The 26211-nt window shown below is 38.2% G+C and carries 21 protein-coding genes and 1 pseudogene; 8 read left to right on the forward strand and 14 right to left on the reverse strand.

From position 1 onward, the window contains the following. From F564_RS20960 to F564_RS0110235, 5 genes and pseudogenes are all read left to right on the forward strand, one after another. Positions 1 to 108: pseudogene (locus tag F564_RS20960) on the forward strand (IS982 family transposase); the annotation flags it as partial. A 62-nt stretch (positions 109 to 170) separates the two neighbouring features. Then, complete coding sequence (locus F564_RS20430) at positions 171 to 1346, forward strand: UvrD-helicase domain-containing protein (protein WP_394330633.1); 1176 nt, start codon at positions 171 to 173, stop codon at positions 1344 to 1346. Positions 1347 to 1594: 248 nt separating this feature from the next. Continuing rightward, positions 1595 to 2146, forward strand: coding sequence for a hypothetical protein (locus tag F564_RS0110225; protein WP_028122560.1), 552 nt, complete (start codon positions 1595 to 1597; stop codon positions 2144 to 2146). 2 nt (positions 2147 to 2148) lie between these two features. Next, positions 2149 to 3507 carry a Dyp-type peroxidase gene (locus tag F564_RS0110230; protein ID WP_028122561.1) on the forward strand — a complete coding sequence of 453 codons (1359 nt, stop codon included), beginning with the start codon at positions 2149 to 2151 and terminating at the stop codon, positions 3505 to 3507. A gap of 11 nt (positions 3508 to 3518) precedes the next feature. Further along, entirely contained in the window at positions 3519 to 4655 is a 1137-nt protein-coding gene (locus F564_RS0110235) for a catalase family protein (protein WP_028122562.1), read from the forward strand. Positions 4656 to 4880: 225 nt separating this feature from the next. Here F564_RS0110235 and F564_RS0110240 read toward each other — a convergent pair whose 3' ends face one another. The 12 genes from F564_RS0110240 to F564_RS19100 all read right to left on the reverse strand — a co-directional run bounded on the left by F564_RS0110240 (position 4881) and on the right by F564_RS19100 (position 16402). Continuing rightward, a complete protein-coding gene (locus F564_RS0110240) occupies positions 4881 to 6650 on the reverse strand; it encodes an oleate hydratase (protein ID WP_028122563.1) in 1770 nt (589 codons plus the stop codon). Between the two features lie 126 nt (positions 6651 to 6776). Beyond that, positions 6777 to 7775: an MlaD family protein gene (locus F564_RS0110245; RefSeq protein WP_028122564.1), complete on the reverse strand. Its 999-nt coding sequence runs from the start codon at positions 7773 to 7775 to the stop codon at positions 6777 to 6779. 3 nt (positions 7776 to 7778) lie between these two features. After that, positions 7779 to 8546, reverse strand: a complete 768-nt coding sequence (locus tag F564_RS0110250; protein WP_028122565.1) for an ABC transporter ATP-binding protein — start codon at positions 8544 to 8546, stop codon at positions 7779 to 7781. Positions 8547 to 8555: 9 nt separating this feature from the next. Then, complete coding sequence (locus F564_RS0110255) at positions 8556 to 9317, reverse strand: MlaE family ABC transporter permease (protein ID WP_028122566.1); 762 nt, start codon at positions 9315 to 9317, stop codon at positions 8556 to 8558. Between the two features lie 36 nt (positions 9318 to 9353). Beyond that, complete coding sequence (locus F564_RS0110260) at positions 9354 to 10313, reverse strand: alpha/beta fold hydrolase (RefSeq protein WP_034981335.1); 960 nt, start codon at positions 10311 to 10313, stop codon at positions 9354 to 9356. 100 nt (positions 10314 to 10413) lie between these two features. Beyond that, positions 10414 to 11046 carry a porin family protein gene (locus F564_RS0110265; protein WP_028122568.1) on the reverse strand — a complete coding sequence of 211 codons (633 nt, stop codon included), beginning with the start codon at positions 11044 to 11046 and terminating at the stop codon, positions 10414 to 10416. 57 nt (positions 11047 to 11103) lie between these two features. Then, positions 11104 to 12693, reverse strand: coding sequence for an oleate hydratase (locus F564_RS0110270; RefSeq protein WP_028122569.1), 1590 nt, complete (start codon positions 12691 to 12693; stop codon positions 11104 to 11106). A 99-nt stretch (positions 12694 to 12792) separates the two neighbouring features. Then, positions 12793 to 13668: a helix-turn-helix domain-containing protein gene (locus F564_RS0110275; protein ID WP_028122570.1), complete on the reverse strand. Its 876-nt coding sequence runs from the start codon at positions 13666 to 13668 to the stop codon at positions 12793 to 12795. Positions 13669 to 14270: 602 nt separating this feature from the next. Further along, positions 14271 to 14411, reverse strand: coding sequence for a hypothetical protein (locus tag F564_RS20600; RefSeq protein WP_154656849.1), 141 nt, complete (start codon positions 14409 to 14411; stop codon positions 14271 to 14273). Positions 14412 to 14496: 85 nt separating this feature from the next. After that, the gene (locus F564_RS0110290; RefSeq protein WP_028122572.1) at positions 14497 to 15231 is read right to left on the reverse strand and encodes a hypothetical protein; all 735 of its coding nucleotides are present in this window, start codon (positions 15229 to 15231) and stop codon (positions 14497 to 14499) included. Positions 15232 to 15417: 186 nt separating this feature from the next. Further along, complete coding sequence (locus tag F564_RS0110295) at positions 15418 to 16002, reverse strand: hypothetical protein (RefSeq protein WP_028122573.1); 585 nt, start codon at positions 16000 to 16002, stop codon at positions 15418 to 15420. Between the two features lie 55 nt (positions 16003 to 16057). Next, positions 16058 to 16402, reverse strand: a complete 345-nt coding sequence (locus tag F564_RS19100; protein WP_034981338.1) for a helix-turn-helix domain-containing protein — start codon at positions 16400 to 16402, stop codon at positions 16058 to 16060. A gap of 961 nt (positions 16403 to 17363) precedes the next feature. On the opposite strand from F564_RS19100, the gene F564_RS0110310 reads away from it, so the two are divergent. From F564_RS0110310 to F564_RS0110320, 3 genes are read left to right on the forward strand one after another with little or no spacing between them, the layout of a single operon-like run. After that, complete coding sequence (locus F564_RS0110310) at positions 17364 to 20348, forward strand: SusC/RagA family TonB-linked outer membrane protein (RefSeq protein ID WP_028122575.1); 2985 nt, start codon at positions 17364 to 17366, stop codon at positions 20346 to 20348. Between the two features lie 59 nt (positions 20349 to 20407). Then, entirely contained in the window at positions 20408 to 21793 is a 1386-nt protein-coding gene (locus tag F564_RS0110315; RefSeq protein ID WP_028122576.1) for a RagB/SusD family nutrient uptake outer membrane protein, read from the forward strand. Then, positions 21780 to 24365: an alpha/beta hydrolase family protein gene (locus F564_RS0110320; RefSeq protein WP_028122577.1), complete on the forward strand. Its 2586-nt coding sequence runs from the start codon at positions 21780 to 21782 to the stop codon at positions 24363 to 24365. The genes F564_RS0110315 and F564_RS0110320 overlap by 14 nt, the downstream gene beginning before the upstream one ends. 37 nt (positions 24366 to 24402) lie before the next feature. On the opposite strand, the gene F564_RS0110325 is transcribed toward F564_RS0110320, so the two are convergent. Together F564_RS0110325 and F564_RS0110330 are read right to left on the reverse strand one after the other, a co-directional pair. Further along, positions 24403 to 24663: a carbohydrate-binding protein gene (locus tag F564_RS0110325; RefSeq protein ID WP_139422684.1), complete on the reverse strand. Its 261-nt coding sequence runs from the start codon at positions 24661 to 24663 to the stop codon at positions 24403 to 24405. 33 nt (positions 24664 to 24696) lie between these two features. Further along, positions 24697 to 26202 (reverse strand): MauE/DoxX family redox-associated membrane protein, encoded by a 1506-nt coding sequence (locus F564_RS0110330; protein WP_034981341.1) that lies wholly within the window; start codon positions 26200 to 26202, stop codon positions 24697 to 24699. Positions 26203 to 26211: the final 9 nt, after the last annotated feature.

Genomic DNA, 26211 nt, shown 5'->3' on the forward strand with positions numbered 1-26211 from the left:
TTTAAAACAAGGATATTGAGCAAAATAACAGCATTAACTTTCATTCAATTTGTAAATGTTTTTGTATTTAATAGAAAAATGAATAATATTAAAATTGCATTAGTTTGATAATGCACTACGAGTTAAATTAGTATATCCATAGATTAAATACCGATGATAAAGATATATTTATTGGTACAATTCATAGATTTTGCCTTGAATTTATATTAAGACCCTTTTCTTGGATTTACAAATGGCATAAGCCAAGAATAATTTCATATGATGAGCTGAAAGAATTTATAGAAATAAACTCCGATATTGAGTTAGGAGATAATCCACTTGATGAACTAAGTAAAATAAAAAGACTTTTAAATGGTGATTTAGATTGTTCAAATACTGATAACATTGAATCGTGGATATATATTTCTGAATTATATTTCAATTTCTTAAGAGATAAAAAGGCAATAGATTTCAATGAAATTTTATTCAAATCATATAAGATTGTTTCTGAAAATGATTTTGTTGCACAATCTATAGCAAATAAATTTTACGAAATATCGATTGATGAGTTTCAGGATACAAATATATTTCAATACGAAATTTTAAAGGCTATTCGAAATGAATCTGAAGATTGTACATTTTTTATGGTTGGAGATGAAAAACAAAAAATATATGCCTTTGCTGGAGCTATTGATAATGCATTCAGTAGAGCATCATATGATTTTCAAGCAGAAATAGAAAATTTAGATACAACATATCGTTCTACTACAAATATAGTTAAAGGATACTCAATTCTTTTTAAAGATCATATTGAATTACAGAATGATTCAAAGTACAAAGACTTTAATTTTGATATAGTAATTTGTGAAACCAAATATGACAATAATAATGATTACATAGCTAATACCATAGCCAAGCTTATAAGTGATGGTAAAGCTGAATTATCCGATATTGCTATATTAACAACGAGTTGGAGAGATGCTTATTTCATAAGTAAGTCACTTCGTCAAAAGTATCACGTGGTTGGTCTTGGGTCTTTACCTCATAAAAATATGAATACTTCCTCTTTTGGACTTATACGTTCTTTAAGCAAATTTTTATTTTCACCTTCAATTATAAACTTAAGAATAATCAAAAGAAATTTTGATTCTCATTCTTTAGAAAATAACATAGTATTTACAGAAAAAGAATTAACTTATAAAATTAACTCATTGATAACAAGTTTTAAAGAGCTTGAATTAACTGCTAATTTAACTAAAGGTTTAAGTTCAGTAAAACACATATTTGATACAATTTTTAGTGTAAATAACTCTGATATTGAAGAAATAATCAACAGTATAAATAATATTGATAAATCTCAATTATAAAGATTGATTTTTTATAGTTAAATAGGTTTTATTCTCTCAAAATTACAACAAGATTAAAGATAAGATATTTCCTTTTATCAATTGAAGCTTTTAAAGCAAATAGGTGGGATTAGGGAGTTTTAGTACATAATATACGAATTTTGGTATATTTTTAAGGCTGCCTGTGGCTTTACATTTGTAGTACACTCTTGAAAATTATTGTTTTTATCTCAAAAAACAATGTGAATAATTAATCAAAAATCTGAATTATGGGTTTCATAGACAAAATCAAATTGACTGCCGAATTGGCAAAGGCGAATTTCAGTGAAGGTATTGATGATGGTTACGACCATTCCACTACATCTGCCGGCAAAAAAGGGTTACGCTCTGGGCGTGTATCTGAGTTAACGGCGATGGCAGACCTTAAACCGGGAGGTGCAGAAAACCTCAGGACCATAATGGAAATTGCAGGCGGAAACCTGAAAGGGGCAACCAAAGTAGGAACACTGCACGACCTGCGTATCGTTTTATTTGATAACGATACCAAGATTCTTTTCTGCACGGCTTATGATGGCGACTGGGATGCTTATATTGATGATTTCGCCACAAAAATTCCGCAGCTGATGGACATCATTTTCGGTAATGTGGAAGGCTGGCCGGGCATAAAAGACCCGAGTGTAAAACAGTTCATTCTAGACCATCAGATTACCGCGACCGGCTGGTATGTTGGTGTTCCGCATCTTACTGTAAATGATGTGAGGAGAAATGATAAAATCATTACCGGACTTAATAGGGCGATTGACGAAGCAAATAAAATCTAAGTATGGCATTGGAATTTTTAAAGCGGATATTCAATCCCAATAAAGTAGAAATTGAGCTGAACGAAATACAGGCCTTAATTCTCAGAAGCCGCCCTATTCCGTATTTCGGAACGGTGGCAATCATTGAAATCAAAGATGCTGTGGCAGCCAGACAAATGCTCCAAAAACTCTTGCCGATTGTGAGTTCTGCGGAAGACTGGCATAAGAATGAAGGGGCATCGGTTACGTTGACGTTCACTTATAAAGGTCTGGAAAAAATCGGCGTGCCTAAAGAGTCGCTTGAGACTTTCCCCGAATCCTTCAAGGAAGGAATGGCAGACCGCTCCCGTTTTCTATATGACATTGGTGTCAATGACCCCAAAAACTGGGAAAGGGTTTTTAAAAGGTCGCATATTCACATCGCTGCGGCGATTATCGCCAACAATGAAGAGGCGTGGAAAAGCAAGCTGGAGGAATTTCGGTCTAAATTGGCTGATAATAGAGGCATAGAAGTAATCTTGAGTCACAATTTCAGCGTATCTGAAGAGGTTAAAAATGTGTTCGGATTCAGAGACGGTATTAGCAACCCGGAAATTGAAGGCAGTGGGATAGAAGTTCCGGCTGGATTTGACCGCCCGCTTAAAGCAGGCGAATTTATACTGGGCTATCCTGGAGAAGCCGGTACCATAAAGCCGTTTCCACAGCCTGAAGTTTTAGGGAAGAACGGTTCTTTTATGGTTTTCAGAAAGTACCAGAGCCAAGTGGCGGAATTTAATCAGTTCGTTAAAGAAAATTCTTCTTCGCCGGAAGAGGGAGAGCTCTTGGCTGCTAAAATGGTAGGTCGCTGGCGAAGTGGTGCACCTTTGGTTTTAGCTCCCGAAAAGGATGATAAATCGCTAGGAGATGATATGCAAAAAAACAATGATTTTTCTTTCAAGAATGATGAGTACGGTAAAAAGTGTCCGTTCAGTTCGCATATCCGCAGGATGAACCCAAGAGATTCCAAATCTTTTGTTTTGGAGGATGAACGTTTGCACAGGATTATCAGAAAAAGTGTAACTTTTGGCGACATTGTTCCGCCGGAGGTAACCAAAAATGACGGTAAGGAACGTGGACAGTACTTTATTGGCATTAGTGCTGATGCAATGGGAACACTGGAATTTCTTCAAAAACAATGGGCAAACGATGGTAACGCCCAAAATCTGGGAACAGAAAAAGATCCTATGATCGGTGTACAGGACGAAGACGCACTGTTTTCTGCACCGGGAGAACCCCTCATCAAAAGATACCGTGGTTTGCAGACCTACAACATCGTGAAAGGCGGCGAATATTGTTTTATCCCAAGCATTTCTGCTCTAAAATGGATTAGCGAATTAAAATAAAAAAAAGCACTATGGAAGAATACATCAAGTACAGTTACGAAGTGGAAGAAATTCCAGAAAATTTCGATGAGTATATTACCACCATTAATAACGATATCCGCGAATACATCAAAAATACGCCAAACCTAAGCAGGGCGACCCATCATACAAGAGATGCGCACGCCAATGGCTATGCAGTGCTGAAAGCAGAGGTTGAAATTTTGGATAATCTGCCCAAAGAACTGGCGCAGGGCATTTATGCGAAACCCGGAACACACCAGGCAGCAGTTCGCTTTTCCAATGGTTCGTCCAGAGTTTTGCCCGATAAACTAAGCGGTAATGCACAAGGATTTGCTTTAAAGATTTTTGGGATAGATGGCAAAAAATTATCTCCCGGAGAGGAAGATTCTCCCAATGTTGATTTTAACCTGATTAATAATCCCGTGTTTTTCTGTAACTCGGCAGAACATTATGTTTTCATTTCAAAGCTTTTTTTAAAGCTAAATGATTTCTTTGAAAAGGGAGCCTTGGGAAAATTGGAATTTGCCACACTTTGGGTCACCGAAAATAAAAAAGCATTTCCAAATTTTGAGGCTTTGAAGGAATTGGGCGCTCTTAAAACTTTTGAAAAAATCCCTTCCATCAACAGTTTTCTTTACGAATTTTACAGTATGGGAGCGGTACGCCACGGTGATTATATCGCCAAAGTAAGAGTGATCCCAACTGAGCAGACCAAGAACGCCATCACGGAAAAAGATATTGATCTAGACAGCGCAGAATGGCCGTACAGAAAAGGAATTATCAAAGAAATAGCTCAAAAAGAACTTACATTTGAGTTGCAAATACAACTTTGCAAAGACCTGAAAGAAATGCCTGTGAATGACCTTACAAAAGAATGGTCGCAGGAATTATCACCATTCCGTACGGTGGCAAAAATCACAATACCAAAACAAACGGTTCCTGAGGATGGTAATTTTGAAATTATGGAAAATCTGTCTTTTACACCGTTTAGAACCATCGAAGAGAATTCACCGATCGGGAATTTACAGCGTTCACGGCAGTCAGCGTATGTAACATCTTCAATCTCAAGACACGAACTAAACCACAAAAAACGTAAAGAACCAAAGAATTTGGAGGAAGCATTCAGTCCGGAGTTTTATAAATTGTAAAATATTATAAATAAGAAAATCGAAAATCAAATGCTAATATCCTGGAAATTTATGTGATACTGCTATTTCTAGGAAATTTCCCTTTTATTTTAAAGATGAGAAATGGATTTCAACAGAGGGGAATTAGAAAAGTATATGTAGATTCATTTTCAAAATAAAAAGAGGCTGTTGCTTTGTAACAGCCTCTTTTTATAATTGTATAAATAATTAAATTAAAAAAATCTTTTATAACAACTTGGCTTCTTTTAAAATCTCTTCAACATAAGTACCTTCTATTTTCTTGACACCATATTTTTCAAGGATTGAAATCAACCAAGGAAATTCAATTTCATTTAGGTTTTTATTGTCATTAAGGTGATAGATGGATTTCAGCAGTACCCTGATGTCATATGAAGAAGCAAAAACTTCCGGGACACCTCTGTCTACATCCAAAAGGGTGTAAACTGCCTCCATTGCTGTACGCACGGAATATTCGGTCGTGAATACGGTGTCTTTTCCAGTTTCGGCAAAATTACCGATAAAAGCAAGGTTCACAGAACCCTCCGGAACCACCAATGGGCGGTCTCCCAATGCACGAGGCATAAAGTAAGATGTGATATAAGGCATACGGCAAGGGATGCTGTTGGCAGCTTGTGCAATTTCTGCAATTTCATTTTCAGGAACACCAATATGGTATAAAAATTCTTTGCAAAGCTCTATCCCCGTGGCTTCCGTAATTTTCTTTTGGATATAATTTCCTGGTTTATGAGAATACAACCCATAAACCCAAACAATTACTTCATTTTTTTTCTGAGCCTTGAAGTGGGGCTGTCTGCTGATGGAAAAGCCATACCACCAGTTAGAATCGTTTATTGTGACAGGTCCGCTAGTCACTATAGAACCGCTTCTTGGGTCTTTTTTTGTTATTTTTTCTATATACGGAATCACTTTTTCGTCGAAGAAGGTAATGCTTCCGGAGATTACCCAGTTGGCTTCGGGAATGTTTTTGTAGAACTTTTCGGGTTTTCCAAAGGCATCATCCTGGTCTACCAGATTCTGCCAAAGTTGCCAACTTCCGCCAATGCCGTCAGCAACAGGAGCAGGGTTATGATTGTCACCGTATGTACTGCTTTCGGTAATGGAGCCGTTGGTAACAAACACCAGGTCGTTTTCGGTCAGGCTGATGCTTTCTGCATTGCCATTCTTAATATATTCGATTTTCTTCGCTACTTTTTTGCCGTTTTCATTTTCTACAAGTATGTTCTGAACCTGGCTATCATACTGGAAGGTAACACCGTGGGACTCAAGGTAGCTTACCAACGGATGAATCAGTGATTCATATTGGTTGTATTTCGTGAAGCGTAGTGAGGACATATCTGCTATGCTGCCAACGTGATGGATGAAACGAAGAACATATCGGCGCATTTCCATCGCACTTGCCCAGGGTTCGAATGCGAACATCGTAGCCCAGTAGGTCCAAAAGTTGGATTGGAAAAATTCTTCTGTAAATACCTGGTCTATCTGTACATCCTGTAGTTTTTCTTCAGGAAGAAGAACCAGCGCTATAAGTTCGTGGATGGCTTTCTGGGAAAGTGTAAGCTTGCCATCCGTGGGCAGTCTTTCTCCACGGTTTTCGATAACACGGGCGTGGGAAAAGCTAGGGTCTTCTTTATTGAGCCAATAATATTCGTCCAGTACGGAAACGCCTTCCGTTTCTAATGAGGGTATCGAGCGGAACAAATCCCAGAGGGTTTCGAAATGTGTTTCCATTTCCCGTCCGCCTCGTATGATGTAGCCTTTCTGCTCATTCCAGATACCGTCCATACTGCCACCGGGTAAAGCTAATTCTTCCAGAATACGGATTTTGTTTCCTTCCATTTGCGCATCGCGTATCAAAAAAGCTGCGGCGGCCAATGAAGCTAATCCAGAACCGATAAGTACGGCAGATTTCTGTTCAATATTTGCCGGTTTTTTCGGGCGGGCAAATGCTTCGTAATTCCCATTACTGTAATACATAATTAGATTTTTTTAGTTTATAATATATGATAAAATAACCTTGTTTTTGTTTAATAAAGTTACACATATTGCTTTCACTTTATATATCCCAAAATTCTAATTGTATGTGCTGATATTCCAATAATGTTATCTTTGGAGATTGTGTTTTTCGGTTTCCCTTTTCTTTTTTTCCTGTTTGCGGAAGTAACCTCTGAAGAGAAAATTATGCTTCAGAGCCTCCATATTCTGGTTGAAGCCTTCGGTTCCCTTTTCGATATTGTAAAGGCTGTTATTGATGTTTTTTGTAAGAACGGTATCAGTGATAAGGGCATTTACCGGTCCTTTTCCATTTTCTATATTTTTACTGAATGTCTGCAGGTTTTTACCAACTGTGATAAGTTCATTGCTTACTGTATTAAGATTATTGCTGGCGGCATTGACGTTATTGAAAGTCTGCTTAAGCTGGGACTCAAAATCTTTGTTGGCAAGGAGAAGTCCCGTTGCTCCTTTTCCCTGGCGTGTAGACGTAATGATGGCTTCTGCAGTACTGCTCAGGTTTTCTATATTTTCCGTGCTTTGGCGTATTTTCAGGATGGATAATTTTAAGTTTTCGGCAAATGCCTTGTCATTAATTAATTTTAAAATCTGGCTGCTGTCAATTTTATGCACAGTGTTTTTAAGAGATTTGGATATATCGTGTATATTGTTGTTGCTTGCCGATAGCGTGTTGAGTATTTCATCCACACCTGGTTTGGTATCTGCCGTGAGATATTCTTTTTCCTGCACCGGTCTGCCCGGCTTCCCGTAAGGTAAAATATTGACCACCGCATTGCCGATAATGCCTTCTGTTCCAATCGAGGCTTTGGCACTATTGTCTATATGCTTTGCAATATCTTTGTCTATAAGCATAATGACCTCTATATCATCCCTTTCGGACAATTTTACAGATTTTACAGAACCCGCCTGCATCCCTGAAAATAGCACATTGCTTCCTTCCCTGAGCCCATTAGAGTTTTTGAATTTTGCCCTGAGCTCAAATTTGCTGGTAAAAATACCCGAACCGCTGCCAATGTAAAAGAAAACAGCCATCATAAGTATAAGCCCCGAAATTACAAATAAGCCGAGCTTGATATTATTTTTATTCATATTTTAATCAAAAAATTGTTTAATGTTTTCGTCATCAGAACTTTCAAATTCCTGATAAGTACCTTGTGCATAGCATTTTCCGTCAAGCAGCAAGACTACTCTGTCAGCCGTATTTTTCACACAGTTCATATCGTGTGAGATAATGATTGATGATGTTTTGTATTTTCTATGTATATCCATGATAAGGCTGTCTATTTCTTTTGCCGTTACCGTATCAAGTCCGGTGGTAGGTTCATCATAAAGGATGATTTCCGGCTTGAGGATGACAGTACGTGCCAGAGCTATTCTTTTCAGCATCCCTCCCGACAATTCGGATGGCATAAGGTCTACGGTATGTTTAAGCCCCACACTATCGAGTGCTTCTTCAACCCGTGCGTCAATTTCAACCTGCTTCAGCCGGAACCACCGTCTTCTTAAAGGGAATTCCAGATTTTCGCGGATGGTCATAGAGTCATAGATGGCATTTCCCTGAAAAAGAAAACCTATTTTTGAGCGTGCCTTGTCCAGCTCTTGATTTTCCAGTTGGACAATATCCTGCCCGGAAATCATTATCCTACCGCTATCAGGTGTTAAAAGCCGGACGATACATTTGATAAGCACAGATTTTCCCGTGCCTGATTTTCCGAGAACTACAACATTTTCGTTCTTATCGACCGTTAGGTTAAAACCGTTAAGCACTTTTTTTTCACCAAAGCTTTTATAAATATCTTCAATGACGATGGCCGGTCCATTGTCATTATTGCCGTTTGCTGTTGTTTTTGTTTCCGCCATAATGATGATTTAATTATATCCGAGAATGCCGGTTATCTGTACCGCAATCAGGTCCAAAACGAAGATAAGGATAGAGGAGAGCACGACCGCTGAATTGGCGGCGTTCCCCACGCCCCGTGTTCCTTTTACTGCATTATAGCCTTTATAGGCACCCACGATTCCCACTGCAAAACCGAAAAAAAAGCTTTTGATAAAAGCTGGTATGATGTCACTGAAATCCAAGGAGTCAAAAACCTGTGAATAGAAAAGTGACAGGCTAGTTGTACCGCCAATGTTAACACCTATCCAGGCACCATATAGTGAAATGGCATCCGCCAGGATGATAAGTACGGGAAGCATAAATGTTGTAGCCAGGACACGTGTGGCAACAAGGTATTTAAAAGGATGTGTACCGCTTACTTCCATTGCGTCTATCTGTTCGGTAACCCGCATCGAGCCCAGCTCTGCCCCGATGCTACTGGCAATTTTACCTGCAAAGATGAGAGCGGCGATTACGGGTGCTATTTCACGGATGATGGCAATGCCTACCATTACAGGCAGCTGGGATTCCACACCATAGCGTACGAGGCTTGGCCGCAGCTGCATCGTAAGAACCAAGCCGATGATAAAGCCTGTCATGGCAATAAGCCCCAAAGATTTGTAACCTATGAGATAGCATTGTGCGAGCAGTTCCTTTATTTCATATGGTGGACGGAAACCTAATAGAAAGTAATTTTTGGTAAACTGTGTGATATTGCCTGTTTCCTGTAAAAAACTACGTATTTTAATCATTAACAAATTATTTTTTTAAATTAAAATATTTTTAGTCTACTTTTCCAATTGCTGTATTTTTTTATTGAGCCAATCCCTTATATCTTCATATACATATTCTTTAATATCCTCATTAAGTATTTCGTGCCGCATAGCAGGATAAATTTTAATTTTAACATCTGTAAATCCATCTTTTTGCATTTGTGTTACCGTTTTTTCAACCCCTTTTGCGAAGTCTCCTATCGGATCATCAGCTCCGCTTACAAAAAGAAAGGGAAATTCTTTTGGTAATTTTTCTGCCCATTTTCTTTCCGTTGCCTGTTGGTTTAGAGAAACTAATGCGTAAAAACCATTATTGGTAAAAGGTACTCCGCATAGGCTGTCCCGGCAAAATGATTCACGGTTGGATTTGCTGAGGCTCAGCCAGCTGGTAAGGTCGCCATCTTTCTCGCCTTTAAAATGTTGATTATTAATTTTTGAAAAAGTTTGGTTGATGAATTTGCTCCTGTGTTTTGGGGCAATAATATTCTTAATGGACAGGAAAAATTTAGCCAAACCGATTCCGTTGATTTTTCCTCCCGTTCCCACGATGACTGCGCCTTTAAAATCGGCTTCCTGATTCTGAAGTAAGCATCTTGCAATGAAAGACCCCATAGAATGACCTAGTAAAAAGTGAGGAATGTTAGGGTAATTGTTTTCTAAAAATGCAGCCATCGTTGCGGCATCGTCTATCAGTTGCTGCTTGGGATTTTCTTTTTGAAAATAGCCAAGTTCTTCCCGATTTTCCGCCGTTTTTCCGTGTCCGAGATGGTCATATAATAGAACTGCAAAACCATTGCTCGCCAGATATTCCGCAAAATCCTTATAACGACCGCTATGCTCCTGCATCCCGTGGAGAATAAGAACCGTAGCCTTTGGTGATTCATTTATTGGTTCGGATAATTCATAAAAAAGCGTGTGCGAACCTGAGTTGCCAATTTTCTGCTTGATTATATAGCCTGATGTATGCCTTGCCATAGTCGGTTGGTTTTGCACAAAAACAAATTCTGCCCTTGACAAAAGTAAGAGCAGAATAAAGTTAGATAAATTGGTTATTATACAAAATCTCTTTTATTGATTAAAGAGAGATTCGATATCCTAATGAAAGATTCCATCCACGGTTATAAGATGTTACGTTGTCTATATTGGAAAGATTACCTAATCCCAGGCCATATTGTCCTTTCAGATAGATTCCCCAAGGTGTTTCGTATCCGGCACCGAAATTAAATCCCCAATCGAATCCTTTAGTTTCATCGCTGCCACTACCAAAGTTGATGTCGGTTTCCTGAGAACCGATTACTGGGATATTCTCTCCTTTATATTTACCGCTTACTCCAAATCCGATGTAAGGCCCTACCTCTGCAAAAATTCCTCCGGACTTTCCTCCTTCAATTTTATACTGATATCCGAGATTAACAGGGACTTCAAGGTAATCCATGCTGGTTTTGAAATCTCCGATGCTGGTAGTGGTTTTTGAGCCCTTGTTGCTGTAAAATAAACCGGGCTTTACGTAGAAACCTTGTGACAAAGGGATGTTAACGCCTGCCCCGATACGGAACCCCGTTTTGGAGTCATCGGATTCGGAAGAATTATCGCCTACCTCTGTCTTTATTTTATTAAAATTCAGACCTATTTCAGGGTCAATCGTTATTTGCGCCTTTACAGCGAAAGTAGTTGCACAAAGTGCAATGGCCAGTGTGATTTTTTTCATTTTTTGTATTAATTTAAATTGTCAATCTAATATTGTCGTTAACAAAATTTTTTTTGTTTAATTTCTGTAAGAGGTATGAATGGCTTTTGCCAGCACGTCTGGTTTTTTCCAGTGTTCCGTTACTGGTGTTACTTTTTTATCGAGTCCGAGCAGGGTATAGACCGCAAGGCGTGCTGCACGAACCGAATATTCTTCTGTGAATACCATATCTTCCGGTATTTCCACAAACTGGCTGATAAGAGCCAGGTTGGTGCTGCCTTCAGGAACAACTGCAGGACGGTCTTTTTTAGCTCTTGGCTGAAACAAAGCATCGATGTAAGGCATCATACACGGAATAACATTGATAACGCTATCTTTTATTTCCTGTTCGTGTTTTTCAAAATGCAAATGATGAATCAACTCTGTCAAAATTTCTTCGCCCGTGCAATCAATCATCGGCTTTTTCACATAATCTCCCACTGCATCTGGATATAATCCGTAGCCCCAAAGAATAGTAGTATCATCGCCTTGCGCTTTGAAATGCGGTTGTGCAGCCACCACAATTGACATTCGCCACGATGAATCTTTAAATGTCATCAAAGCTCCACTGCCCGGTTTGTTGCCAGTGTATTCTTCAATAAGTTTCAGAAATTTATTTCCTTTGAATGTTGGTGTGAAAGAATACCATTTTGTTTCGTCAGGTTTGGTAAAAAACGGGTCGGGATTACCCAACTTGCCGGGTTTCTTGTTGGCAATTTCACGCCATAATGCAAAACTTGGCGGATTTGACGGCAAATATTTTGCAGGCGTGTTATAATCGCCGTTATTAGAATTGTCTGTAATGCATCCGTTGGTAAAGAATACCAAATCGCCTTCATTCACGGTTATTTTCTCTGTGTTTCCTTCTGCATTGATGCATTCTATTTCCGTTACGGTAATGCCATCATCATCGGCAAAATCCAAATCGGTAACGGTTTTTCTTAATGAAAAGTCCACTTTATGCTGGTCCAGAAATGCCTTCAACGGTAAGATAACGGATTCATATTGGTTGTATGGTGTTCTGGTAACCCCTTCGAGTGTTTCGATTCTTGAAAATTCCAACAGCATACGTTTCATATAGCGTTGAAATTCAAAAATACTGCTCCATTCCTGCCAGGCAAAAGTGGTTTGCCACATATACCAAAAGTTGGTTGTAAAAAAATGATCGTCAAACCAATCACGAATAGTAATGTTGTCTAAATCATTTTCATCGGCAAAAAACAATTTCAAAAATTTCATCCGGTCCTGAGTATTGAAACCCATATCCGTTACAGGTAAAATGTTTCCGTTTTTGTCAATCAACCGCGCTTTTGCATTTGTCGGATTCGCGTGGTCAAATGCCAGAATTTCGTCTTTTACGGAAATGTTCGGGACATCCAGAGAAGGGATACGGGATGTTAATTCCCAAAAGTTTTCATAGGTTTCTTCGTTGAGCATACGCCCGCCACGACAGATGAACCCTTTTTCTTTAGTTCCTGCACCATCGTTGCTACCGCCCAAAATCGGCAGGGCTTCAATGATGTGAATGTTTTCGCCTTTAAAGCCTCCGTCTTCTAACAGATATACGGCGCCGGCAAGACTTGCCAATCCGCCTCCGATGAAATATGCATGTTTGTTCGAATTGCTCATATGATATTTTTTTTAGGTTATTTTTATATGATAAAGGTATTGATATACATTAATTCCTTGGTATCCCTAAATTCGAAAATCATATACGGAATTTCTTTTTTAAAAATGCTGTTGTCTTCGGTACCTTTGGGGCGATATTGACGCATGCTTTTTAAAGAAACGGCCGAATGCAGAGGTAGAATTAAAGCCTGTTTCAAAAGCAATCTGAGAAATATTTTTTTCTGGATAGCCGAGCAGAACGCAAACCTCTTTTAATAAGGCCTCATCAATAATCTGATGCGGCGTTTTGCCGGTCGCTTTTTTTACAATCAGAATAAGATATTTGTTGGAAATGAATAGCTTGTCCGCATAGTATTGTACGTCCTTATGCTGCAAAATATTTTCTTTCACCAATTCATTGAATTTAAAAAAAATATGATTGTTATCCTGTGGAGTGGGATATGCGTTGTCTTTTCTGCCTTCATCAATTAGAACTGCAACTTCCAATAAAATATTAATAATAATAGTACGAAAAATATCTTCTGTAAAACGACCATTCCTCGTGGTCTGCTGCTGAAGATATTCCAACAAATTGATTAAGTGTTTACTACTTGCTTCGTTGGAAATAACTACATTAAAGGTAGTTTTATTGAATAGAGACAGATTCTCGATAAAAAATGGATTAGAAATGTTCTTAAGCAGGAAATTCTTTTCAAAGAATAGAACCTTCATGCGGAAATCTTTGCTGGTATTTACAAATTTTATAATTGTTGACGGAGCAGATATCAGGAATCCGTTTTGGGATATATTGTAATGGTGATTATCAATTTCTAAATCAATACTACCGGAAACACAGATGCAGAATGCATAAAAATCCATGCGGAACAGTCTTTTTGGGAATTCAAAAATGAGTTTTCCTGAAGATATATAGTAAGGTTCATCACAGTGTACCTGATAAAAAGATAATATTTCTTTAATACTTTCGTAAGCTTTCATAGTTCCTTATTTAATTCAACAATTTATAAAATATTATTGATTTGTAATGTCAGGAATAGTTCTGTAAGTCCTTTCAAACATTTCTATAATATTTCTTTCCTCTTTGTCAATATCCTGAACATTGTTGTTAAGTAACATATATGAGCTGATCGATGGATATTCAATATGGGAAAATGTCTCGTTACCTACTTTACTCTGAATATACTGAGAATAGACCCGAAACCTCTGATTATTTGGTAAATGCTCAGTTAACTTTTTAGGATTAGAAAAATCGATAGATCTTGCGGAACACAACCCAAAACTACAATCAGGATGCTTATCAAGCAAGGTCGGAATTAAGGAAATACAGGTATCTAGTATTTTGACAACAGTTTTGAAAGTATTTTTATTAATAATTTTATTGTACTTATAGTCGCTTCCCCGGTCTTTTTTACAATAAAATTTGAGAGCAATTACATTTCCATTATGATACTCTGCCCTAATAATATAATGCAGTTTAATATCGGTACAGAAGAATTTGTATATATATGTAAAAAGATGGTCGGAACCATCTTTACAATTATCTTTCTGTATGAATTTTAACTCGTACAAATTTTTAAAGTTTAATTTATCACTCTTTTAGAACTGTGTGCGGACACAACAACTTTCCTGCCCTTAAGATCTGCGGCAGAAATCTTTACAGAAACTACTGTTCTCAATGGTTTCCAGTTCAGCTTCTCTCCTTTTGATATCGTCTTTTTCATTATAGAATATATTGTGCTTTACAAAAATACAAAATTTATTCCTATTTGCAAGTTGGAAAAATTTGACCTAAGTTTAAATATATTATCATTTATTATTTAAAAAATCAATTTCTTTGTGAATGTCAATCAGAACCAAAAATACTTCTATATCTTCTTCATATTCATAATCCTCACCATATACTTTCATTGCAAATTTTATGAAATATCCCAAAAAGCCTAGTGCAATAAAACAATGAAATTTATAGCACTCTAAAGAATGTGATGTAAACTTCGGATAAATAGATGCTTCCGCCCGGTTGTGACCTTCGTCAAAATGCGATATTAAATTTATGACATTATTACTTCCAGAATGTGCAATTTCGGAAAGTTGTCTGTACAACTCCTTCGTGGTATTATTAAATACATTATTTACATTAGGTGTTTTCTTTTCTAGCTTAGAAACCTCTTTTTTCTCAAGCTCAATTAGCCTGGTGAGTGCCTCAAGTTGCTTTCTAATTAAAGTTGATGCTTCAATTATATCACCGGACATTATTAAATTGTTAATCAAAAAATGTGTCCTTATATAAGATGCAGATACACCAATCTGGTACGAGATATTATCATCAAGATTCTTAACAGGTGTATGGAAATTCTTTGAAATTGTCAACATAAGACCGTCCAATATCAACTTAAAGTCTGGTAACTTTTCAATTTCGGCTTCAGCCAACTTGTACTGCTCCTCGGAACCTTCTCGTGATTTTTCCGAATTGATTATAAAATTGGAAATTTCTTCCATATAATCCGCTACAATCTCTATAAATTCTCTATCATTTGTTTCCATGAAGTTATTTGGATCTAATATACGATTTCCTAGGTGATTGAGAATTAATTAGAAATTATCGTATATCTCAAATACTTTCGATTCCAAATTGCTCAAACTTAAATTATGTATTTAAAACTGATATAAGTGTACAATTATTTTAATTTTATTTTTTCCTGATATGACAAAAACGATGACTCCGCGTATTTATTTATTTATTTCTTCATACTCATCACGAAATCTTTTGTAATGCTCTATCGAATTGAAGAAATTAGTTTGCAAGTTGATTTGCCCTAAGACCATACTGAAATAGTAGTTATAAATACTTTTAAGATCATCATCCAGTTTATTCAGTAAAAAATAATAGTACATTCTCCAACGAAACCAATCATCATATTTTCCAAAGAATAACCAATTATTAAAATGCATAGTTATATAATGATTTAGAGCATCCACCCCAAACTCATATTCAATTTGAAGATTTTCCTGACCAAACATTTTGCTTTCTAAATCTGCAATTGTACTTGCATATATATTTTTTCCATACATATTTTTAAAAAATACTCTATGGTAATATTCGTTACTTTGCAGATAATCGTATTTGTCGGTGAGGATGTCATCTAACTGAGCAACGAGATGAATTTCCAAGCAATTATGCTCAATAGCGCCGATTTGCAACCATTTTTTGAAGTTAAAATCTTGGATTAGATCTTTTCCCATATGATTAGCGAATTCGACAGCTCGATCCATAGCATTCCACCAAATTTGAGGAGAAAAATTAATTCCATTCATAAATATAGTTTTGGATTATTAGTTTGTGTTGCGAATAGATTATGGTTTCTGTAAATTAAAGAGGTTCAATTTTCAATATCTCAATATCTACAATTCTGGTCCCGTTTTCATTATAAATCTGCTTCACAGTTACTTTAATCTTATCATATTTTGGTGTGGGAAAATTCATTAATTCAGAAATGTTTAAAAATCCAAAAGCTTTCGCTAATAAAGCAATATGGCGTGTAGAATATTTATGATTTTCCTTTATATTTTCAACATTACCGACAAAGCTTTTAGTTAAGCCCATTTTTAAACTTAATTTTTCTTGAGAAATTTCTTTCTCCATTCTAAGTCTCTTAATATGATTAATGAAGTCATAATCAAATTGAGTTGTTTCAAAAACAAAAGTTTTTTCCATAATTTTTTTAAAAAATCACACCTATATATTGGTGTATTGAAATTTATTCTTATATTTGTTCTAGCGAATTGATAATTAGCCCATATAGGGAAATTAAAACGATGTATCTCGGACCGAAAAGACCAATTTTACCTTCGAGATTATCGTGAAATCGCTCCATGTCTAAAAGTTTCTTACTTTTGCATACGGCATGCGAGCGGTTCTCACGTTAGCTTTAGAAGGTAATCTTTAGATGAAAATTTAAAGAAGGGTTTGGTCGCCCTCGGTTCTAAAGTGTGAGACCGTTCCATGCTATTTTTGCATTTAACTCCTCATCTTAAACGCATCGTTCCATATATAAAATAATATTTATGAGGACGACATTTTCAACCATTCTGCTTATTTGCCCACCGGAATAGTCCGCCAGCATAACAGAAAAAAATTACAGCTTTATGCCAGTTTTGCTTGCAAAATGCTGGATTGGTATAACCTACATATTATCGACAAACTCCGAAATTCCTTTAAAAGTAAAAGGAAAGCCAGACTACGCTTTAAACTCGCACATTAAAAGTACTCGCTTTCTTTTGATTTTCCAAATTATTTTCAGCACGAAGGGAATTTAATACTGAAGACAAAAAAATTCAACGGTTTGTATAATGCATATGGTTACTGTTGTTTTTAGATTTCAATAGAATGTTTTCTCATTTAGAAATGACACTTTACAATGAGTTTACTCATTGCGGCTTTACAGCTTACACGGGACACGATTTCATTCATATTATTTCAAGATGTGCTAGGGCAGGAGGTTTTGCTATGTCCTTACTGAAGCTTCCTCCCAAGCATCATCAAATAGATACGCTAAAAACATATTCAAGAAACAGAAAGTGTAACGTAACCATAGAAAAACAAAAGCCCTTTCCACAAAAGTTGACTGCTAGCGTAGGAAAGAGCAAAGTCTAACGAATTAAACCTATTCAAAAGTATGAAAAAAAGCTTTTGCAACCTAAGTCATCTTCAAATGGCTTTTGGCTTCACCTTGCTCGTCTCCGGCGTAGCAATAGGGCAGATGCGCACCATTACAGGCACTGTCACGGAAAATAACCAGCCAGTCAAAGGTGTTTCCGTATTTCAGGAAGGTAAAGAAGAAGTGGCTGTGACCAATGCAGCAGGCGTTTACCGTGTTCAGGTATCGGGAGAAAATCCCGTAATCATTTACCGCCATCCGGACTATCCCGAACGAAAAATCACTTTAGGCAGCAGGATAACCGTCAATATCTCATTAGGTAAAGAAAAGGAAATTGAGGAAGTTGTTCTCAATGCAGGTTATTATAAGGTCAAAAACAAAGAAAGAACAGGAAGCATTGCCAAGATCTCAGCCAAAGACATCGAAAATCAACCTGTCACCAATGTCCTTGCTTCAGCGCAGGGTAGGATGAGCGGGGTTTCGATCACTCAGAATTCGGGAACACCTGGAGGGGGATTTGATATTCAGATCAGGGGTAAGAACAGTATCCGTCGGGAAGGGAATGAACCGCTATATATTATTGATGGTGTTCCTCAGGCTTCTGAAACGCCTTCATTGTATTCCAACAGGATCCTTCCTTGGTCATCGATCAATCCTTTGAATGCGATCAATCCAAATGATATTGAAAGCTTTGAGATTCTAAAAGATGCCGATGCTACGGCTATCTATGGAAGCCGTGGAGCCAACGGGGTCATCATTGTGACCACTAAAAGAGGGAAGAAGGGAAGGTCCGAACTGAAACTGAACACTTCCTATTCTTTAAGCAGGATCACAAGACCGATGGAGCTGATGAATACGGAACAGTATATCAGCATGAGAAAACAGGGATTTCAGAATGATAATGTGCCATATCCTGCAACTATGTATGATATCAACGGAACCTGGGACCAGTCGAGGTATACCGATTGGCAGAAAGAACTGATCGGCGGAACAGCTGATGCTTATGCCGTTCAGTTGTCTTTGAGCGGAGGTTCTGAGATCACCTCCTACAATATAAGCTATGGTCATAATGAACAGTCAACGGTTCTTCCTGCTGATTTCAGGTACAGGACGGATAACGTCAATGCCAATTTTTCTTATTTTACGCCTGACAGGAGACTGGAGTTCAATTTTGTCAACATGTTCTCCTTTCAGAAGAACAATGTTCAGAACGATGACCTTACCCTGAAAAGCATCACCTTAAGTCCGAATGCGCCTGCACTGTACAATACGTCCGGAAATATCAACTGGGAAAACGGCACCTTTACGAATCCTGTAGCCTCATTCCTCAGTGAGTATATCAATAAGACCGCATTTTTTAACAACGGGCTAAACGTCTCCTACAAGCTTTTTCCTTTTCTGTCGGTCAAGATGAATGCCGGGATCAGCTATCAGAATTTCGAGGAGAGATCACTGAAGCCCCACACCATCAATAACCCCGCATTGGGTCAGACGAGCCTGAACTCGACCTCATCAAAGAATAATCAGGTGAACTTTTCCTACATACTTGAACCGCAGGTTGTCGGAACGTATCAGTTCGGGAACCATCAGTTTGAGGCCTTGGTAGGGACTACTCTTCAAAAGACGCAATCTGATCAGGGTGCGATAACGGGAAGGGGATTTGAAAGCAATGCACTGATCGACAATATTGGCGCTGCCAGTGTAAAGACCATCTCTGATCAGGTACGCAGTGAGTACAACTATACCGCAGTGTTTGCCCGATTTAATTATCAGCTTAAAAAAAGGTATATCCTAAACCTTACAGGAAGACGGGATGGTTCAAGCCGTTTCGGTCCCAACAATCGCTTCGGGAATTTCGGGGCATTAGGAGGGGCGTGGCTGTTTTCGGAAGAGAATTTCCTGAGAGATTCCAAATGGCTGACCTTAGGTAAGATCAGAGGAAGTATAGGAACGACAGGAAATGACAAGATAGGGGATTACCAATACCTCAACACCTATATCATTTCCTCCAATATCTATAACGGACAGACCGGGCTTAATCCCGCACGATTGTACAATCCCAATTTCAGCTGGGAGAAGACGGTGAAAAAGGAAGTGGCAATGGAACTTGGATTTTGGAAGGGACGCTTTAACTTCTCAGGAGCGTACTATGAAAATACTTCATCTAATCAGCTGGTGGGTATTCCACTTCCTGCAACTACGGGGTTTTCCTCGATACAGTCCAATCTTCCTGCAAAGATCAGGAATACGGGATGGGAATTTGACACGTCGATTCAGGTACTCAAAAATGGAAAGTTCAGATATGATACGTCATTCAATCTGAGTATTCCTCGAAACACGCTGGTAGAGTTTCCGAACCTCGAAGGTTCGACCTACTCCAATCAATATGTTATTGGCTATCCGACGACTATTGCGAGAGTGTACCAGTATGAGGGAATCGATCCTGCAACAGGATTATATAAGTTCAAGGATTTCAACGGTGATGGAAAGATCAATTCTCCAGATGACAACAAGGCAGTGGAAAAACTTGGCGTCCGGATGTTTGGCGGATGGTCAAGCCAGTTCAGGTTCGGTCAATGGTCAGCTTCCTTCCTGTGGCAGTTCGTTAAACAGAGGAACTGGAATTACAACCGCCAGATGCTGATGCCGGGAACACTCAGCAACCAGCCTGTCGAGGTTCTGGATGCATGGTCGCCCTCGAATCCGGAAGGAACCTATATGCAATACTCAGCGGGCTATAATCCTCAGAAACTTTCACTGCATGGTTTCTTTCAGAATTCTACCGCTGCGGTAAGTGATGCCTCTTACATCAGGCTGAAAAATGTACAGGTCAATTACCGGATACCGGTAGATAGAATGGGGATCAAGGAAGCGATGGTCTATTTTCAGGGACAAAACCTTCTGACCATCACCGACTATTTCGGAATGGACCCGGAATTTTATCTGGTAGGTTATCTGCCGCCTTTGAAGACGTATTCTTTGGGATTTCAGGTGACGTTCTGATGTGAAACTGAATTCCTTTGATATGCAAATAAAAACTATACTCTTAATATTTAAAGAAAATGAAAAATATAATTAATCAAATGATGTATCTGCTCGTGATGCTCGCCGCTCTACTCAGTACGATTGCCTGCGAGAAGTTTGTGGAAACTGATTTCCCGAATAACCAACTGGCCACTGAAATGATCTTTGAAGACGAAAAAACGGCAGATGCCGCCCTGGCAGGTTTGTATTCAGGTCTGTGGACCGGCTCTGTGATCAGCGGTACATCAGACGGTTCAGGTGCTCTGCTGGGAACCTATTCCGATGATATTACCTGTGTCTTTACCAGCGCAGGGAATGCGATCCTGGATATTTACAACAACCAGCCCCTTGCAACGAATTCTACAGTCAGTCTGGTCTGGACAAATGCCTATCAGCAAATCTATATGGCGAATAGTATTATCGAAGGCGTGGAAAGATCAAAGAGCCTTTCTGAATCGGCAAAGGACAGGATCAAAGGGGAAGCTCTGATGATCCGTTCTCTGATTTATTTTTACCTGTACCAGATCTATGGAGAAATTCCTTATACCGATACTACAGACTATGTGTACAACAGTACACTGAACAGAATGCCAAAGGATCAGTTTCTGATAAAGCTTGAAACAGATATGTCTGAGGCGGTAAACCTGCTGCCGACAGCATATCGTAATGCGGAGCGGATCTATATAAATAAGGGGGTCGGATATCTGGTGCTGGCCAAGATGAAGATGCTGATCGGTAATTGGCAGGAAGCGGAAGTACTATGTCAGGCAGTCATTCAGAATGCGGACTATGTTTTTCAAAATGACCTGTCCAAAGTTTTTCAGAAAACAGGAAAGCATATCATCTGGCAATTGAAGCCTAAGAATAACACAGACCCAACCAATGAAGCATTGCTCTACAATTTTGTTTCAGCACCAACATCTTTTGTCCTTAACCCTGATCTTATCAATTCTTTTTCTATGGGTGATCTCCGCAGACAACAATATTTTGTAGCAGTGGTATTCGGTTCCCAGACGAATTATAAGCAGACCAAGTACAAGGTGACTACAACGACCAATAGTACTGAATACTCCGTCATTTACAGGTTGGAGGATGTTTATCTGATGCTTGCAGAATCTCTTATGAAACAAAACAAGACCGCTCAGGCAGTACCGTTCATTAATTACACCAGACAGAGGGCAGGACTGACTGCATTAACTACTTCGATTTCACAGTCTCAGGCGATGGAGGAGATAAAGAATGAGAGAAGAAAAGAGTTTTTTGCAGAACACGGCAACAGGTTTTTAGATCTGAAAAGATGGGGACAGCTGGATCAGCTCAAACCTGTAAAGGTCAATTGGAAAGCAACCAACCAATTCTTTCCGTTGCCACAGAAAGAAATGCTTTTGAACATGAATCTAACGCCACAGAATGATGGATATTAGTAAGAGAGATAAAAGTGTAAGTATTTTAAGATTTAACAAGAGGTTTTCAGAAATTTGGAATGTAGAAGGACAGGAGTTCAAATCCTTTGGATATGTAATGAAGTACAGTTTATATGCTTTGCTTATGACTATGTTCGTCAGTCTGACTACCGGAAAACTATCTGCTCAAAACTATGAACATCTTGCAAAGTTGGTAAGGGAAACTGAGGAAATTCGTTTCCCTGAATCTTCTGATAATGGCAAATGGCTGGCCTGGTATTCTGTTTTGGGCGATGGTTCCAAAAATCTGAAACTGCAGAGTATATTGAATCAAGATATTCTGTTGGAAAGGAAAAATATCAATTTAATGATGTTTGTTGGGAATCATCTGGCAATCCAATTCGGAGAAATGCTGGAATACCTCGATCCTGAAACAGGGAAATCCCAGTCTTTGAAGAATGTCAGCAAATTTCTATATGATGATAAGACTAATGCCTTGATCGTATTGTACACAGAAAAGGAAGGCCGTTTGTTAGAAGTTTTTGATACCGATCTGAATCTCCGGCAAACTATTGCTGATGTTCAGTATGTATATGCAAAAAATGATCAAACGGTCGTCAGAAGAAAGATGGGTGATCTGAATGAAGTTCTGTTACTGAAAAAGGGACTTTTTGTAAATGTCTTTTCAACAACGGAAGACCTGAAAAATGTAGTTCCGTCAGGAACTAAGGAAAATGGTCTTGTGGTTCATAGCCTTAACGATGGTAAATCTAAGATCTACTACATTGCTCCGGACAAAAAGCAATATGTAATGGACATCAGTAAGTACAATGATTATGATCAGATGACGCTCAGTCCGTCACGTTCCGATCACCAGATCGTTATCAAACTAGAGAAAAAGTTAAAAGCCAAAAAAGAAATGGTGGATGTTTGGTATGGAACAGATTTCGACCTTGCGGCGCATAATACCTCCATACTTAAAGCTATTCAGATTGACTGGAACCCATTCACTGCAAAGACCAATTTGATGACCCGTTCCGGTTATTTTGGGGAAACGGCAGTAGGTAATGACCTGTATCTAATAAATCAGGTCGACAAAGATCAGGTGGATAAGATGGATAAGGCAGGAGGACAAGGTTTTGATAAACTTTTTTTGTGGAATGCCGCTGTGGATGAGTACACTTTTATCTCCGATGTGCAGAAAGAAATGGTGATCTCTCCGACGGGTGAGTACCTCCTTATTCAAAAGGAGAATAACTGGCAACTCTATAACACAATAAAATGCCAAATAGTGGATTTAGATGTTTCTCGGGAAATGATGCCTTATTTTACTTCAGACAACGATGTCCTTTGGGTCGGGGGCAATACGATTGCTGAGCAGAATCTCTTTAACAGAAAGGTCAGGGAAGTAGTTAAGGGAGAAAACTCAATGATCGAACTGATCGATTTTAAACGTGTGTATACAGATATCGGAAATAAAAGAGATTTCAGGACAGCGGATCTAAAGAAACCTTTGGTTGTCAAGATCACGAATCTAAGTGATCAAAATGTATCCTATGCCTATTTGAAAAATAGGAAACTCCATTCAATTTTATCTTCGACTCCTAATCAAATCACTGAATTTAAGCAGTTGGGTCAACGGGAACATTATTATTGGATCGCTGAAAATTATAATAAGCGTCCGACATTAATTGTAAGGGATGGAAAAGAAAATCCGAGAAAACTTTATGTGTCAAATGGCGGTGATCAAAAGTTTGAGCAAACTGAGATGATCAGGATTTCTTATAAGGGTTCGGATGGTGAGAAGATCAGCGGTGCGTTGTATATGCCGCTGAACTTTGACCGCTCTAAAAAATATCCTGTTGTGATGCATATCTATGAGAAACAGGAATATCTCACCAAAAGGTTTTTGAGACCATCTTTTGCAAATCCGACAGGTTACAATATTCCGCTGTTGATAGAGGAGGGGTTTGCAGTGTTGCTTGCCGACATCTCACAATCTGATAAAGGTGCCGGAATATCTGCTTTGGAGAGTATCAATAATGCTTTGGATGAACTGCAAAAAATAAAATATGTGGATATGAATAGAATCGGTTTGATGGGACAGTCATTCGGAGGATATGAAACCAATTTTATAGCCACTCATTCCGATCGTTTTGCGGCGTATGTTTCAGGAGCGGCTGTTTCAGATGTAATCCGCACCTACTACGCCTATAATTATAACTTTCATGCGCCAGATTATTACAGATATGAAGGACGGCAGTACTGGTTTAGATCAACAGTTGCTGAAGACCCTGAAAAATATATCAGGAATAATCCGATCATGTATGCTCAGAATGTCACCGCACCAATGCTCTTATGGACTGGGACAGACGATGGTAATGTCAGCCCTGATGGTACAAAATCGATGTTTATCGCTTTGAGGAAATATAAAAAACCTGTGATTGCATTATTTTATGATAAAGAGGGTCATGCGATGAAAAAGCAAGAAACACAAAGAGATCTGACCGTCAAGATTTTAGACTGGTTTAATTATCATTTAAAGGATTATAAAGATATTTCCTGGATACATAAATACATAAAGGGTGCTTAATAGCACCCTTCTTTTAATAATTAATTGATGAAGGAGGTTAAGGAATTCTGAAGAGTTCCGTTTCGCATCCTGTTTGATAAAGATCGTGAACACCGGAAGCATCACTGACCGTACATACAAATCCTGTATTGTCTGTCGTACATTGCTGCTCCGTCATGACACATGGAGCGCTAGGGTTTGCAAGATCGATTTTCCAACCAGGAATTTCTGCTTTAGCAGATTTGGATGCTACATTGGTAGCATACGCACTACCGGCTCCAATAAATAGGATAGCCAATGGCAATACGATTTGTCTCATTTTTTTCATGATGTTAAAATTTGTTGTTGGTGCCTACTCTTTGTTCAGGTTTTCGGCTTCCCCTGAAATGAAATGTTGAATGATGTTTTGCGCAAAACGATATCTGATTATTTCATTTTCAATAATTACATACATTTGGTCTTTATTTATCGCAAATTGTATTCGCTGCTCTTCGGATCTGTTCGGTATATTTATGCTTCCAAGATATTTTTGTTCTTGTGTAGAATAGAGATCAATTATGATGGCTCTTTTACCCTTTTCCTTCTCAAGTTTTCCCTTGCGGTCCGATCGAACAAAGAGCACTCCCTTGTAAGCAAATGATCCTTCATTGACGATGAGCGGATTGTTCAGTTTACGGCTTCCATCAGATAAGACGGATAATCCCAGATGCGGTGTTTTGACCGTGTCAATGGTCTTGTAGACATTCTTTGACTTCAGATTGTAGTCTGTAACGACAAACTGATTCTTGTAATGATAGACATAGACCACCTTTCCTGTAAAAGCATCGTAATTTAACTGCCCGTCAGGTTCAAAAAATCCTTCACTTTTTTTCTCAAGCAAATCGGGTCTTAGCTTTATTGAATCCTTATGACCTTTGGCAATAATCCCCAAAGTCTGTATCTGTTTGAGACGGTGAAAAGCACCGATTACAAAATGATCTGAATCAAGGCTTTTTATTTTTCTGAAATAGGTCTTTCCAACATTTTGTTCCGCTAGCTCATTCTTTCCGGTTTGTCCTGCAAAAACGATAGGTATTGTTCCGTCATACAGATATGTTATACTGTCAGCGACTTCCAATATCGGCGATCTGAAATTGATGTCTGTTCGGTCCAATCGTAAATTCTGCTGTTTCAATGAAGACAAATCGGTGATTTTTGTAATCGAAAAAGGTGCGGTATAATTGCCCAAATATAAAGTATCACCGTAGAAGCCTGCAATATAATACGAATTCAGTTTCAAATCATAAGTACCATCTTTCAGAATGGGATGCTGCAAAAATCTCCTTTGGAAACCATTGTCCCTCTTTAAAATATTTTCTGACTGCTTGTACAGAAAAAACATTCCTGCCGAGCATAGAAAAGCTGTCACTACAAGGATTAAGCTCATCTTTGCTCTGTTGATCATCTGATGGTCTGTAGAAAAAATTATAGAAAAGACAGCAATCAATATACATATCAGATTGAAAATTAAATGCGTGTTCCAATCCATCTTTTCAAGAATGCCACCACACGAACATGGAACAAATTCACTATAGTTAAGAATCAAATAAATATAGACAGTAAACAAAACCATCAAAATGTAGGATCCATATAAACCGATATACCTTGTTCTTTCAGAGATCAAAAGGAAACAAACCAAAAGTTCAAGGATCAAAATTCCGTATGTAATAAAAACTGCATAGGCACTCAGGAGAGGTGATTGTGCAATTTGGATCTGAAAATTTTCAAAATCCATTATCTTACTGATGCTGGCGTAACAAAACAGCAGTATGAAAAAATAGCTTGTGAATTCTACAAATCTTGTTTTGATGGTTTTCATAATCTTAAT

The organism is Epilithonimonas tenax DSM 16811 (assembly GCF_000428485.1).
GTDB lineage: Bacteria > Bacteroidota > Bacteroidia > Flavobacteriales > Weeksellaceae > Epilithonimonas > Epilithonimonas tenax.

What these genes read in the sequence shown, in the direction of transcription:
- F564_RS0110225 (WP_028122560.1), top strand. Translation starts at nt 1,595, where the DNA reads ATGGGTTTCATAGACAAAATCAAATTGACTGCCGAATTGGCAAAGGCG.
- F564_RS0110230 (WP_028122561.1), top strand. Translation starts at nt 2,149, where the DNA reads ATGGCATTGGAATTTTTAAAGCGGATATTCAATCCCAATAAAGTAGAA.
- F564_RS0110235 (WP_028122562.1), top strand. Translation starts at nt 3,519, where the DNA reads ATGGAAGAATACATCAAGTACAGTTACGAAGTGGAAGAAATTCCAGAA.
- F564_RS0110240 (WP_028122563.1), bottom strand. Translation starts at nt 6,650, where the DNA reads ATGTATTACAGTAATGGGAATTACGAAGCATTTGCCCGCCCGAAAAAA.
- F564_RS0110245 (WP_028122564.1), bottom strand. Translation starts at nt 7,775, where the DNA reads ATGAATAAAAATAATATCAAGCTCGGCTTATTTGTAATTTCGGGGCTT.
- F564_RS0110250 (WP_028122565.1), bottom strand. Translation starts at nt 8,546, where the DNA reads ATGGCGGAAACAAAAACAACAGCAAACGGCAATAATGACAATGGACCG.
- F564_RS0110255 (WP_028122566.1), bottom strand. Translation starts at nt 9,317, where the DNA reads ATGATTAAAATACGTAGTTTTTTACAGGAAACAGGCAATATCACACAG.
- F564_RS0110260 (WP_034981335.1), bottom strand. Translation starts at nt 10,313, where the DNA reads ATGGCAAGGCATACATCAGGCTATATAATCAAGCAGAAAATTGGCAAC.
- F564_RS0110265 (WP_028122568.1), bottom strand. Translation starts at nt 11,046, where the DNA reads ATGAAAAAAATCACACTGGCCATTGCACTTTGTGCAACTACTTTCGCT.
- F564_RS0110270 (WP_028122569.1), bottom strand. Translation starts at nt 12,693, where the DNA reads ATGAGCAATTCGAACAAACATGCATATTTCATCGGAGGCGGATTGGCA.
- F564_RS0110275 (WP_028122570.1), bottom strand. Translation starts at nt 13,668, where the DNA reads ATGAAAGCTTACGAAAGTATTAAAGAAATATTATCTTTTTATCAGGTA.
- F564_RS20600 (WP_154656849.1), bottom strand. Translation starts at nt 14,411, where the DNA reads ATGAAAAAGACGATATCAAAAGGAGAGAAGCTGAACTGGAAACCATTG.
- F564_RS0110290 (WP_028122572.1), bottom strand. Translation starts at nt 15,231, where the DNA reads ATGGAAACAAATGATAGAGAATTTATAGAGATTGTAGCGGATTATATG.
- F564_RS0110295 (WP_028122573.1), bottom strand. Translation starts at nt 16,002, where the DNA reads ATGAATGGAATTAATTTTTCTCCTCAAATTTGGTGGAATGCTATGGAT.
- F564_RS19100 (WP_034981338.1), bottom strand. Translation starts at nt 16,402, where the DNA reads ATGGAAAAAACTTTTGTTTTTGAAACAACTCAATTTGATTATGACTTC.
- F564_RS0110310 (WP_028122575.1), top strand. Translation starts at nt 17,364, where the DNA reads ATGAAAAAAAGCTTTTGCAACCTAAGTCATCTTCAAATGGCTTTTGGC.
- F564_RS0110315 (WP_028122576.1), top strand. Translation starts at nt 20,408, where the DNA reads ATGAAAAATATAATTAATCAAATGATGTATCTGCTCGTGATGCTCGCC.
- F564_RS0110320 (WP_028122577.1), top strand. Translation starts at nt 21,780, where the DNA reads ATGATGGATATTAGTAAGAGAGATAAAAGTGTAAGTATTTTAAGATTT.
- F564_RS0110325 (WP_139422684.1), bottom strand. Translation starts at nt 24,663, where the DNA reads ATGAGACAAATCGTATTGCCATTGGCTATCCTATTTATTGGAGCCGGT.
- F564_RS0110330 (WP_034981341.1), bottom strand. Translation starts at nt 26,202, where the DNA reads ATGAAAACCATCAAAACAAGATTTGTAGAATTCACAAGCTATTTTTTC.